This is a genomic window from Caballeronia jiangsuensis, from assembly GCF_046030135.1.
Lineage (GTDB): Bacteria > Pseudomonadota > Gammaproteobacteria > Burkholderiales > Burkholderiaceae > Caballeronia > Caballeronia jiangsuensis.
Window position 1 is genome coordinate 134,155 of record NZ_JAQQDB010000018.1, and the last position, 11,565, is coordinate 145,719.

At 63.8% G+C, this 11,565-nt stretch carries 12 protein-coding genes; 4 read left to right on the top strand and 8 right to left on the bottom strand.

Annotated elements, in window-relative coordinates; genetic code table 11:
• Positions 1–44 precede the first annotated feature (44 nt).
• Positions 45–1,802 carry an IlvD/Edd family dehydratase gene (locus PQR08_RS20590; protein ID WP_250486150.1) on the bottom strand — a complete coding sequence of 586 codons (1,758 nt, stop codon included), beginning with the start codon at positions 1,800–1,802 and terminating at the stop codon, positions 45–47.
• A gap of 147 nt (positions 1,803–1,949) precedes the next feature.
• Positions 1,950–2,825: a LysR family transcriptional regulator gene (locus PQR08_RS20595; protein ID WP_238216334.1), complete on the bottom strand. Its 876-nt coding sequence runs from the start codon at positions 2,823–2,825 to the stop codon at positions 1,950–1,952.
• 108 nt (positions 2,826–2,933) lie between these two features.
• Between PQR08_RS20595 and PQR08_RS20600 the strand changes: the two genes are divergently transcribed.
• Positions 2,934–4,058, top strand: a complete 1,125-nt coding sequence (locus PQR08_RS20600) for a mandelate racemase/muconate lactonizing enzyme family protein (RefSeq protein ID WP_250486151.1) — start codon at positions 2,934–2,936, stop codon at positions 4,056–4,058.
• 2 nt (positions 4,059–4,060) lie between these two features.
• Here the strand turns inward: PQR08_RS20600 and PQR08_RS20605 are convergent, their stop codons facing one another.
• Positions 4,061–4,891, bottom strand: coding sequence for a siderophore-interacting protein (locus PQR08_RS20605; RefSeq protein WP_250486152.1), 831 nt, complete (start codon positions 4,889–4,891; stop codon positions 4,061–4,063).
• Between the two features lie 16 nt (positions 4,892–4,907).
• Complete coding sequence (locus PQR08_RS20610; protein ID WP_408162211.1) at positions 4,908–5,639, bottom strand: PadR family transcriptional regulator; 732 nt, start codon at positions 5,637–5,639, stop codon at positions 4,908–4,910.
• Positions 5,640–5,820: 181 nt separating this feature from the next.
• Between PQR08_RS20610 and PQR08_RS20615 the strand changes: the two genes are divergently transcribed.
• The 3 genes from PQR08_RS20615 (at position 5,821) to PQR08_RS20625 (ending at position 8,204) form a co-directional block, all read left to right on the top strand.
• Positions 5,821–6,402: a flavin reductase family protein gene (locus PQR08_RS20615; RefSeq protein ID WP_250486153.1), complete on the top strand. Its 582-nt coding sequence runs from the start codon at positions 5,821–5,823 to the stop codon at positions 6,400–6,402.
• 260 nt (positions 6,403–6,662) lie between these two features.
• Entirely contained in the window at positions 6,663–7,331 is a 669-nt protein-coding gene (locus PQR08_RS20620; RefSeq protein ID WP_238216342.1) for a hypothetical protein, read from the top strand.
• A gap of 96 nt (positions 7,332–7,427) precedes the next feature.
• Entirely contained in the window at positions 7,428–8,204 is a 777-nt protein-coding gene (locus tag PQR08_RS20625; RefSeq protein WP_250486154.1) for a class I SAM-dependent methyltransferase, read from the top strand.
• On the opposite strand, the gene PQR08_RS20630 is transcribed toward PQR08_RS20625, so the two are convergent.
• From PQR08_RS20630 to PQR08_RS20645, 4 genes are all read right to left on the bottom strand, one after another.
• Entirely contained in the window at positions 8,177–8,644 is a 468-nt protein-coding gene (locus PQR08_RS20630; RefSeq protein ID WP_250486155.1) for a hotdog family protein, read from the bottom strand. The two genes, PQR08_RS20625 and PQR08_RS20630, sit on opposite strands and share 28 nt — an antisense overlap.
• Complete coding sequence (locus PQR08_RS20635) at positions 8,641–9,438, bottom strand: beta-ketoacyl synthase chain length factor (protein ID WP_250486156.1); 798 nt, start codon at positions 9,436–9,438, stop codon at positions 8,641–8,643. The genes PQR08_RS20630 and PQR08_RS20635 overlap by 4 nt, the downstream gene beginning before the upstream one ends.
• Positions 9,435–10,640: a beta-ketoacyl-[acyl-carrier-protein] synthase family protein gene (locus tag PQR08_RS20640; RefSeq protein WP_238290939.1), complete on the bottom strand. Its 1,206-nt coding sequence runs from the start codon at positions 10,638–10,640 to the stop codon at positions 9,435–9,437. The genes PQR08_RS20635 and PQR08_RS20640 overlap by 4 nt, the downstream gene beginning before the upstream one ends.
• 78 nt (positions 10,641–10,718) lie before the next feature.
• Positions 10,719–11,441, bottom strand: a complete 723-nt coding sequence (locus PQR08_RS20645) for a class I SAM-dependent methyltransferase (protein ID WP_250486157.1) — start codon at positions 11,439–11,441, stop codon at positions 10,719–10,721.
• Positions 11,442–11,565: the final 124 nt, after the last annotated feature.

Genomic DNA, 11,565 nt, shown 5'->3' on the forward strand with positions numbered 1-11,565 from the left:
GGCATGTTGCATGAGTGATATTGAATTCATTCATACGCGCACGATCATGACCGAGGAATCACACCACGCGTCGTCGTCGCGCGCAGGAAATCGAAATCGACGCCCTTGTCCGCTTGCGTCACCGTGTCGTAAAACAGCTTTTGATAACCGCGATCCGCGCTCGGCACGCTAACCGGCGATGCGCTCGCACGCGCGGCGAGTTCTTCGTCGCTGACGAGCAGAGTGATCTCGCGCTTCGATACGCTCAGGCGAATGCGGTCGCCGGTTCGAACGTGCGCGAGCGGCCCGCCCACCGCAGATTCAGGCGTCACATGCAGAACGATGGTGCCGAATGCGGTGCCGCTCATGCGCCCATCGGAGATGCGCACGATATCCTTCACGCCCTTCACCGCGAGCTTGCGCGGAATCGGGATATAGCCGGCTTCTGGCATGCCAGGTGCGCCTTTGGGGCCGATGTTCTTCAGCACGAGGATATCGTCGGGGGTGACGTCGAGATCGTCGGAATCGATGCGCGCCGCGAGATCCGCGCCATTCTCGAACACGACCGCGCGGCCTTCATGCTCCATCAACTCGGCATTCGCCGCGGATTGCTTGATGATCGCGCCACCCGGCGCGAGATTGCCTTCGAGCACCGCGATGCCGCCTTGCGGATAGATCGGCTTGTCGAAGGCACGCACGACGTCCTGCTCGAATGCCGGACCCGCCGCTTCGATTTCTTCCCCGAGCGTGCGCCCGGTTACCGTCAATGTATTCAGATTCAGAAGCGGTTTCAATTCGCGCAAAAGCGTGGCCATGCCGCCGGCCTTGTGAAAGTCCTCCATGTAATGCGACCCGGACGGCTTCAGATCGACGAGCACAGGCGTCTCGCGTCCCATGCGATCGAGTGCCTTCAGATCGACGTCATAGCCCATGCGTCCGGCGATCGCGGTGAGATGCACGATGCCGTTCGTCGAGCCGCCGATCGCGAGCAGCACGCGCATCGCGTTTTCGAATGCCTCGTTCGTGAGGATCTTGTCGATGGTGAGGTTATCGCGCGCCATCTGCACCGCTTGCGTGCCCGTGAGTTCGGCGATGCGCATGCGATCCGATGTGACCGCGGGCGGCGATGCACCGCCGGGCATCGTCATGCCGAGCGCTTCGGCGATACACGCCATCGTGCTCGCCGTGCCCATCACGGAGCAGGTGCCCACGCTTGCGACGAGCTGATTGTTCACGGCCGCGATTTCCGCTTCGTCTATTTCTTCCGCACGAAAACGGCCCCAGTAGCGGCGGCAATCGGTGCATGCGCCGACGCGCTCACCGCGATGCGCGCCCGTGAGCATCGAGCCTGTGATGAGTTGAATCGCGGGAATGCCAGCCGATGCCGCGCCCATCAGCTGCGCGGGCACGGTCTTGTCGCATCCGCCGATCAGTACGACCGCGTCCATCGGCTGGGCGCGGATCATCTCTTCCGTGTCGATCGACATCAGATTGCGCAAGTACATGCTCGTCGGTTGCGAGAACGATTCGGCGATCGATATCGTCGGAAAATCCATCGGCAAGCCGCCAGCCAGCATCACGCCGCGCTTTATAGCTTCGATCAGTTGCGGCGCATTGCCGTGACACGGGTTATACGCGCTGCCCGTGTTGACGATGCCGATCACCGGGCGATCGAGCGCACTATCTGTATAACCCGCGCCCTTGATGAACGCTTTGCGCAGGAACAGCGAGAAGCCGTTGTCTCCATAGCTCGTCAGCGATTTGCGCAGACCCTTCGGTTGCGCTGCTTCTACGCTGGCTTTTTTCTTGAACGTGTCGGTCATGGTCGCACTACCGTTTGATGAGCGTTGAATGTATCCGTGCTTCGATTATCGCGGCTTTACGCGGGCTTTGATTGCGTGTGGCGCTTCCTTCAAACCATAGAAATATTTGTTTCCGGAAGCAACCGGCGCTGATGGTTCATCGCGTTTTCAATTCCGTCCGATAGACTCGGCGGCAGCAAGAAACGCTTGCACGAGGCGCAATCGCGCGGATGATCGTCCCCATAGCAAACCGACGAGACGCTTCGGTGCGGCATGCGGCAACGCCCACTTCTTCAAGGATAGTCCGCCCGATTCGTGCGATGCCCAATCCGGTATCAGCGATACGCCAAGCCCGCGATCGACCAGCGTCGCGATGGCGGCGAGGCCATCCAGCTCGCAACGTTGATGTGGCTTGATGCCATGTTGCCGCAGATAAGCATCCGCAAGCTGTCCGCCGACGACATTGCGGTCATAACGCACGAACGGCTCTGTTTGCAGCGTGGCATGCACATCGGTAACGTGCATCGAAGCGGGCGTTAGAAGAACCAGCGCTTCCTTTCTGAACGTATGCCAGTCGCAACTCTTCGGCAGATTGAAAAGCGGCTGCGCGATCACGGCGGCGTCGAGATCGCCGCTCGTCACTTTGCGATAGAGGTCGAGCGACGTGCCCGGCTCCAGATAAAAGTCCATCTGCGGATGACGATTCAGCAGCACCGCGAGCGCATCGGGGATGAGGCCCGCCATCATCGTCGCCATGCCGCCGAGACGCAATTGACCGCCCAGTTGTTCCGTATTGTCGATGTCCGCGCGCAGGTCGCGGATATCGTGCAGCACGGCTCGCGCACGCGCCAGAATGCGCTCGCCAGCCTCCGTCGCACCGACCGTGCGGCCTGAGCGGCGCACGAGTGTCGTGCCGAGTTCGGCTTCCAGCATCTTCACCCGTTGAGCGACGGCGGCCGGCGTGAGATCGAGTCTGCGCGCCGCTTCGGCAATAGAGCCGAGCTCGACGACGAACACGAAACTCTGCAGATAGCGCGAGTCCATCGATAAAAATATTTGGGTTTGAAGAAGCCAAAGGATACTTCCTCTTGCGCATGCGTGCCATCAAACTGATTGCATTCGCAATGACTTGAAAATCACGGAGACGAAGTTATGCCCATCATCGAATCGATTACGGTTTGCGCGGCCGTAGTGCCGCTCGATCGCGTCACGTCGTTTTCCACTCGCACTGTTTCGACGCGTCACTATGGTCTCGTCAAGGTCCGCTCGACGGATGGCGTCGAAGGCATCGGCTTTTGCTATATCGGCAGCGCGGCGGGCGAGTTGCTGACGGTGGCCGTCGAGCAATTGCTCGCGCCTGTGTTGATCGGCAAGGACTCGTATGCGGTCGAAGGACTGTGGCAGGCGATGTACGACGAAGCGCTTCTGCAAGGCCGCGCGGGCACCGTGATGCGCGCGCTGAGCATTCTCGATATCGCGCTCTGGGATCTGAACGCGCGCACGCACGAACTGGCGCTGCACAAGTATCTCGGCGCGCATCGGCTCGACACGGTGCCCGCTTATGCGAGCGGCGGTTATTACCTCGAAGGCAAAACGCCGGAGAAACTCGGCGAGGAAATGGCAAGCTATGTCGAGAAGGGTTTTCGCGCGGTGAAGATGAAGGGCGGCAGACTCTCGCCGCAGGAAGAGGAACGTCGCGTGAAGGCCGCGCGCGAAGCAGTGGGGCCGGACGTCGAACTCATGATCGACATGAACAACGGCTGGACCGATGTCACGCAGGCGCTGCAACACGTGAGGCGCTTCGAGCAATACGATCCGTACTTCATCGAAGAGCCTTTCTCGCCCGACGATGTCGACAATCATGCGCGTCTCGCCAAAGCGACGCGCATTCCGATCGCGACAGGCGAGATCGGCTATGGCCGCTGGTATCACAAGGAACTGCTCGACAAGGGCGCGGCCGCGATTCTGCAAACGGATGCGGCCGTGTGCGGCGGCATTACCGAATGGCGCAAGATCGCGGCGACGGCTGCGAGTCATGGCGTCGTGATGTGCCCGCACTGGTTCCACGATCTGCATGCGCCGCTCGTTGCCGCGACGCCGAATGCGCGCTATGTCGAATTCTTCTGGGACGATCAGGTGCTGAACTTCCGCAGGCTGATCGACCGGCAGTTATCGCATAGCGATGGCCGCGTGAAGCTGCACGATGCGCCCGGCCTCGGCTTCTCGTTCGACGAGAAAGAAGTCGCGAAGTATGGCCGATGGACGCGCATCGCCTGAGATCAACCGTCGATCGTCTCGTGCACGCCTTGCTCGCCGCGCTTCCAGTAAGCGGATGCACGAATGCGCTTCTTGTCGACGCCGCGTTCATCGCATAGCAGCTTGCGGACCGCGCGCATCAGCGTGGCTTCGCCCGCGGCCCACACATAGCCTTCGCCATCGGGCACATAGGTTTCGCGCAACGCGAGCAGCAGCGCGCCGCCGGGATGCTCGCTCTCGTTGCGATAGCGCCATTGCGCGTAGAGGTCCGCGCGCGTATTGAATTCGATGCGCGCGGATTGATCGGCGACTTCGATGAGCGTCGCGACGCGCGTGCCTTCGGGCAGTTCTTCCAGACGCCGCGCGATGGCAGGCAGCGCTGTTTCATCGCCGATCATCAGATGCCAGTCGAACTGCGTCGGAATCACGAACGATCCACGCGGTCCGCCGATGCCGAGATATTGACCCGGCGCGGCTTGCGCGGCCCATGCCGTCGCGGGGCCGGCTTCGTGCAGCGCGAATTCGATATCGAGCTCGCGCGCTTCACGGTCGAAGCGACGTGGCGTGAAATCGCGCGCGATAGGACGCGGCTTCGAAGGATCGAACGTGGGACCGTCGGGACCGGCTTGCGGAAGCGCGGGCATCGCCTCGCCGGGATGCGGGAAGAACAGCTTCACGTGATCGTCGAAAGAGGCGCTGACGAAATCTTCGAGCGAGTCGCCCGTGAAGGTCACGCGCACGAGATACGGATTGAGCGCCTCTACGCGCGTGACTTGCACCAGGCGAAACTTGAGCGGGTGGCGTACGCGCGTGACTTCGAGATCGGGCCGGTCTTGCAGAATGGGATCTGTCATCGTGTATGGCTCCTTCTTACGCCTGCTTCGGCGCGGGGTTTTGTTCGATTTCAGCCGTCGCGCGCGCAAGGATCGCGGCGATGCGACGTTGCTCGTCCTGCGATGCGTCGGTGCGCAAGAGCAGCGCTTTCTTCAGCGCACGGCGCGCGGCGATCAGTTCGGGCGCCCAGCCGCTGTCGGCGGCGGTGTCATCGACTTCCTCGCCCATATAGGCGCGGCGCACGAGATCCATTTTGCGTGCGAAATGCGTGAGCTTAGCGAGCATGATGTCCACGCGTTCGCGGTTCGATGCGAGATAGTCGCGGCCCGCATCCGAGAGCGCATAGCGCTTGCGATTGCCTTCCAGTTCGACGGTCGCATAGCCCAGCTCTTCCAGATACGTGAGCGCCGGATAGACCATGCCGGGGCTCGGCGCGTAAAAACCGTTCGAGCGGTCTTCCAGAGCCTTGATGAGTTCATAACCATGACGCGGCGCTTCGGCGAGCATCGCGAGCAGCAGCAGTTGCAGATCGTCGGACGAGAACTTGCGGCCGCGCGGCATGCCGTCTTCGCCGCCGAATCCACCCATGCCGCCCATTCCACCGGGACCGCCGCCGAAGCGACCGCCGCCACCATGCCGATGACGGCCGATCATGCCCCAGCGTTCGAAGATCGAGCGCTCGGCCCACTCGGGGGCGTCGAAGGAAAATGCAGATCCGAATGCGCGGAAACCGGCTTCACGCGCGCGTTGAAAGCAACGGGATTTCATAGGAACACTCCAGATATGTCGTAAAACATATCTAAAGATATATATCGTAAGAGCGTCTGTCAAGCACGATTCGCAGACTGCGAGACACGGGCGATCGGATAGTGAATGCTGCCGTGCGTCGGCACGCGCATTTTGAACACCGCATACAATCACGCGAATTGTCCTTTGCATCCATAAAACCATGAGCCACTTTCGTCCCGTCAGGCTGGAGCACGCCAGCCGTCTCATCAATCACGGTCCGACCGTCCTCGTCACCAGCGCGCATGGCGGACGCCGCAACGTGATGGCCGCCGCATGGTCGATGCCGGTGGAGTTCACGCCGCCGCGTATCGCCGTCGTGATCGACAAGCACACCTATACGCGCGAACTGGCCGCCGCGAGCGGCACGTTCGGCCTCATCGTGCCGGGTGCGGCGATGATCGATCTCGCTTACGCGGTCGGCACGACGAGCGGGCGCGAGATCGACAAGTTCGAAGCCTTCGGCATCGAGACAGTCGAAGGTCCGGTGCTCGGCCTGCCGCTCATCGAGACGAACTGTGCGGCGTGGCTCGAATGCAAGCTCATCGACGAGAAGCACACGGAAGACGCCTACGACACCTGTTTTGCGGAAGTCGTCGCGGCCGCAGCCGATGAGCGTGTGTTCGTCGATGGGCACTGGTTCATCGACGAATCGAATCAGCCGCTGCACACGATTCACCATCTGGGCGCGGGCAAGTTCGTGCGCGCATCGTCGATGGAACAAGCGAAGCCGCTCACGCGCTGACGTTCATTCCGCTCCGGCCCGCACACAAGGGCTAAAGATTTCCCGTTTCCCCGTCGATAAAGAGACGTCGACCGCGAAAGACCGAAAGGCTATTCGCGGCGGCGCTTTTTGAGCGCGCGATCCGTCATTCGAATTCGGACGCGGGCGATAGATGGGCGAGGACAGGTCCCATAAGGTCTTCTGCGGCGCGCCACCACACGGCGCGCGGCAGAGCGACCGCACCGGCGACCGCTCGCACCGTCAGGGGAATGGGGTGAGGTATGAAACAGCGTTTTTCGGTTGTGCGGTTCCTGGTTTATCTGGTCGGCTTCACGAGTCTCCTGATGCTGAGACTCTTCGTTTCGCCGGACGGGCAGCGCGGCATGTTCGCGTTCGTCGCGTGCGTGGCGGCGATCGCGGCGGGATACATGGTGTATTACGTGTCGTCGGAAGGCTATCTGCGCAATCTGATGAGCGGCGTCGTGGTCTATCTCGCGCTCGCGGCCGTGGTGGCCGCATGTCCGCCGTTCGTGCTCGCGCTGGCGTTCTGGTCGGTCACGGGGCTCCTTAAGCAGCGGCGCGCGCTACTCGTTCACGCGATGTCGAGCATCGTCCTCTTCGTTCTGATTTTCCCGATGCCGCTCGCGCAACGTATCGGCATGCCCGAACTGGCGGGTGCGCCCGCGGGCATCGCCTATATGGGATTCGCGCTTGCGTGGTCCGCATGGGCGTCGCGCAGCCCGCTGAAACTCGGTCTCTTCAAGTTAGCGACGATGCTGCTCGCGGTGCCGCTCATCGCGTCGTTCGTCGCACTCGTGGGCGGCGGCATGTTCAGCCGCCCGGAGCGGCGCGTGCGCAACTCGCTGATGCGCGCGCGCAAGGCGATGACCCTGGCGTTGCCCGCGCCCGAGACCGCCGTGCCACGAGAGGCCGTCGTCGAAATAAGCTGATTTCGCGTGCGCGGGCGAGGGTGACGTCATCGATCTCCCTGTGATAAAAACGTGCCACGGCGGCTTGCAGGCACACGAATAGTCACAGGAGACGCGATGACTTCCCCCCGGCGCGACGAGATCGACACGATCGACCAGAAAGCCCCGCACGAGCCGCTCACCTCCTACTACTCCGACGAACCCTCCAGGCGTCTCTGGCTGCGCGGCATCTTCGATCGCACCGCCTCCGATTACGACGCCATCGAGCGCGCGATGGCCTTCGGCTCCGGCTCGTGGTATCGCAACCGCGCGTTGCGTTCGGCGGGTCTCGCGCGCGGCATGCGCGTGCTCGACGTCGGCATGGGCACGGGGCTCGTCACGAAGGAAGCGGTCGCGATCACGGGCGATGCGACGCTCGTCACCGGCGTCGATCCGAGTCCGGGCATGGTCGGCGAGGCGCATCTGCCGGTGGGCGTGGAGACGCGCATCGGCACCGCGGAAAATCTGCCGTGCGACAGCGCCGCCTACGACTTCCTCAGCATGGGTTTCGCGCTGCGCCATGTGAGCGATCTCGCGAAAGCCTTCGATGAATACTTCCGTGTACTCGCGCCCGGCGGACGGCTCTGCGTGCTGGAGATCACGCGGCCCGCGCATGGCATGGGCGTCGCGGCGCTGAAGTTCTACATGCGCGGCGTCGTGCCGATGATCGCCCGCATCGTCGGAAAGAAAGGGGAAAGCGTCGAACTGATGCGCTATTACTGGGACACGATCGAGGCCTGCGTGCCCCCCGACGCCGTGATCGCCGCCATCGAACGCGCGGGCTTTGTGAACGTGCGCCGCGATGTCGAGCTCGGCATCTTCTCCGCTTATTGCGCGACGAAACCGGCGGCCTGAGCCGCGTCGAGAATCACCGCGGCGCGGCCGCTCAGCAGCAATCGTTCCGCGCAGTGAACGGTGAAGCGGTACAGCACGGTGATGTCGTCGCCGCCCATGCGCTCGGCTTCGATATCGAGCGGGGCGTCGAGCGTGTCGAGACTATCGACGTGGATCTGAACGCCACGCACGCTCGTCAGCATGCCGATGCGCGGACGTTTGCTTTCCTCGCCGACGAGCGCGCCATGCACCGCCATCGCCTGCGCGGCGTATTCGATGCCGCACACCGACGCGAGCCGGCCTTTCGATCGCAGCGGATTGTCCGGGCGAAGATGGCTCGTCGCTTCGCAGCGGATGCGTTGCACATCCCACGCGACGACGGCGTCCAGCAGACACATCGCGCCGCCGTGCGGGATGCGCGCGGCGATCCAGTCGCGATCGAGAATCTGCGCAGCGGTCATGACGGGTCGATATCCACGGCGAGACGCGTGCCATCGAGATAATCGAGCACGACATTCGATGCTTTCCCGCACGCCAGCGCTTCGAGCAGCGGCAACGCGCGCGCGGCGGGATTCGACAGGCGCAGCGCTTCGAAATCGGCATCGGCGAAGCTGAACGCGTTCGCATCGGTGAGATGCACGTCGATGCGCGCGAGCGTGCGATCGCTCTTTTGCGGCGCGAGCACCAGCGCGACGCCGAACGCATCCGCGATCGGGCGAGCGTGGTGCAAGGGTTCCGGATATTCCGTGTCATAGGCGACGAGCAGCGTCGCCGTGCCATCGACGCTCACTTGCGCGAGGCTTTCCAGCAGGCCCGCCGCGAAGCTGCCGTCGTATGCACAGAGCACATTCGATGCGGCCATCGCGCGTGTCGCGATGCTCCAGTAGCCTGCGGGCGCGTTGTGGACGGAGTTGTGGAAGCGCGTCGGTGAGATTTGCGGATCGTCGCTCGCGAGGGTTTCGCAGATCGCATGAAAATTCCCGCCATCGCCACCGGATGCCGCGAAGACGGCGGCGAGCGTCGCGGCGTCGCGGCCGCTTTGCGCGACCGCTTCGTGCGCAGCCGCGAGCGCCGCGCGCACGACCGGCCCGGTGCGGCGGCGTTCGGCGGAAGGCAAACCGGCGGGCGCGGGCAGCACGGTCTGCGCGGCTGTCCGCGAGGCGCGCCGCGTCAGCACGTCGGCGGTATGAGGCCAGCCAACGAGTCCCGGCCCGATCACGCCGACGCCTTCGATAAAACCACGCAATGGAGTCATGCCGCGCCCGCTCCCTTGCGTCCGAACACGAGACTGCAATTCGTCCCGCCGAAGCCGAACGAGTTGGACAGCACCGCGCGCAACGGCGCGCCGCGCGATGCGAGCACGTAGTCGAGGCCGAGCGCGGGGTCCGGCTCGCTCGTGTTGGCGCCCGCCGGGATCATCTGGTGCCGCAAGGCGAGCGCCGCGATCACCGCTTCGAGTGCGCCCGCCGCGCCCAGCGTATGACCCGTCGCGCCCTTGGTCGAACTGCACGGCACGCGGTCGAACAGGCTCGTGAGCGCGCGGCTTTCGGCGGCGTCGTTGCTGGGCGTCGCCGTGCCGTGCAGATTCACGTAGCCGATATCGCGCGCGTCGAGTCCGGCGCTCGCGAGCGCCTGCTGCATCGCCATGCGCGCGCCGAGTCCTTCGGGATGCGGCGACGACATGTGATACGCATCGCTCGATTCGCCGATGCCGAGCAGACGGATCGCGTCGTCATCGGCGTGGCTGGCCGAGTCGCGTTCGAGCACCGCGAACGCCGCCGCCTCGCCGATCGAAATGCCGTTGCGCTTCACATCGAACGGCTTGCACGGCCCCGGCGCGAGCAGTTCGAGCGAGTTGAAGCCGTAGAGCGTCGTGAGACAGAGCGTATCGACGCCGCCGACCACGGCCGCGTCGATCAGACCGGTTTCCAGCATGCGCCGCGCCGACCCGAACACCTTCGCCCCCGACGAACACGCCGACGACACCGACACCGCCGGTCCGCGCAGCCCGAAGTACGCGCGCACGAAGCCGGCGAGCGAATAGGGATTGTGCGTGGTCGCGTAATTGAAGTCGGCGGGCAGCGCGCCGGTTTGAGCATCGCGCCGCTGATAGGCGAGTTCGGTCTCGAGAATGCCCGCCGTGCTCGTGCCCATGAACACGCCGACGCGTTGCGCGCCATGACGCCCGATCGCTTCGCGCACGCGCTCGTCGAAGCCGTCCTGCGTCATCGCCAGTTGCGCGAGGCGATTGTTGCGGCAGTCGAATTCGGCGAAATCGGCGCGTACCGGCGCGTCCTCGATGCCGGCGACGCGGCCCGTGAACGTGTGCAACGCGGCGCCTTCGAAATCGCACGGCGCGAGTCCGCTGCGTGCCGCCGAGAGCGCGTCGAGCGTCGCGTCGAGGCCGCGGCCCGCGCAGCTCGTGGCGGTGAAATGCGTAAGCAGAAGAGGGTTCACTACGGGCTAGATTCCCAAAGTCCGATGGCGTTCGAATACGATGAATTGTAACAAACGGCCTTTCGGGCCACGCACGCATCAGTCCACAGGCCGCGCAATAATCAGACGATTGGCGGTGTGCGCGCCGTTGCCCATCGGACGGATGGTCACGTGAAAGCGCAGATCGCCGAGCAGCGCGAGCCATTGCGCTTCGCTGCGCACGGTGAGTCCGTTCGTGCGTCCCGACCGGGCGAGTTGCACGCCGAAATCGACGGCGCGATCGACGCTCGCGCGCCAGCCCGCGGCGGCATCGCTGACGCGCAGCAGGAGCACGCCATCCGCGGCGAGACTTGCGCGCACGCGGCGCAGCACGGCTTCCTGGGCGTTCGAATCGACGTAATGCAGCACATCGCACGCGACGACGATATCCGCCTGCGGAAACGATGCGACACGAATGTCGTCGCAGACGAAGCGAATGCGCGGCGCGTGCGCCTTCAACGCGATGCGCGCCCAATCGATGTCGCGCGTCGTCAGGTCGATGCCGTGGATCGATTGCGGCACGGGCGGGGCGGGCCAGCGCGCGGGCCACGCGTGAGCCGCGTCATCGCGATGCCATGCGTGCGCGCCGACCAGGCACGCGGCGAGCAAACCTTGGCCGCTGCCGAGATCGAGGATGCGCGCGCCATCGGGGATCAGGCCGTGCGCGAGGATGTGGGCGAAGAACGGATCGTGACGCAGTTTCGCCGACGCGAAGTGCCATGCGAAGCGGCCTGCGGCGCGGTAGGGAAGGCTAGCGGTTTCGATGAGTTCGGGTGGGAGCATGGGGTGGGGCGAGGGGATGCTCGTGAATTTTAGGCCTTTGCCGGATCCCGTTTTGTTTTTGGTTTATTAGCGTTGCCCCTGTGCGGGGCGGCAGTCACTTTCTTTGCTGCTGCAAAGAAAGCAA

Excerpts from the sequence above, each read along its gene's own strand:
- PQR08_RS20610 (WP_408162211.1), bottom strand. The coding sequence starts at position 5,639 with ATGAAATCCCGTTGCTTTCAACGCGCGCGTGAAGCCGGTTTCCGCGCA.
- PQR08_RS20595 (WP_238216334.1), bottom strand. The coding sequence starts at position 2,825 with ATGGACTCGCGCTATCTGCAGAGTTTCGTGTTCGTCGTCGAGCTCGGC.
- PQR08_RS20645 (WP_250486157.1), bottom strand. The coding sequence starts at position 11,441 with ATGCTCCCACCCGAACTCATCGAAACCGCTAGCCTTCCCTACCGCGCC.
- PQR08_RS20620 (WP_238216342.1), top strand. The coding sequence starts at position 6,663 with ATGAAACAGCGTTTTTCGGTTGTGCGGTTCCTGGTTTATCTGGTCGGC.
- PQR08_RS20600 (WP_250486151.1), top strand. The coding sequence starts at position 2,934 with ATGCCCATCATCGAATCGATTACGGTTTGCGCGGCCGTAGTGCCGCTC.
- PQR08_RS20630 (WP_250486155.1), bottom strand. The coding sequence starts at position 8,644 with ATGACCGCTGCGCAGATTCTCGATCGCGACTGGATCGCCGCGCGCATC.
- PQR08_RS20605 (WP_250486152.1), bottom strand. The coding sequence starts at position 4,891 with ATGACAGATCCCATTCTGCAAGACCGGCCCGATCTCGAAGTCACGCGC.
- PQR08_RS20590 (WP_250486150.1), bottom strand. The coding sequence starts at position 1,802 with ATGACCGACACGTTCAAGAAAAAAGCCAGCGTAGAAGCAGCGCAACCG.
- PQR08_RS20635 (WP_250486156.1), bottom strand. The coding sequence starts at position 9,438 with ATGACTCCATTGCGTGGTTTTATCGAAGGCGTCGGCGTGATCGGGCCG.
- PQR08_RS20625 (WP_250486154.1), top strand. The coding sequence starts at position 7,428 with ATGACTTCCCCCCGGCGCGACGAGATCGACACGATCGACCAGAAAGCC.
- PQR08_RS20615 (WP_250486153.1), top strand. The coding sequence starts at position 5,821 with ATGAGCCACTTTCGTCCCGTCAGGCTGGAGCACGCCAGCCGTCTCATC.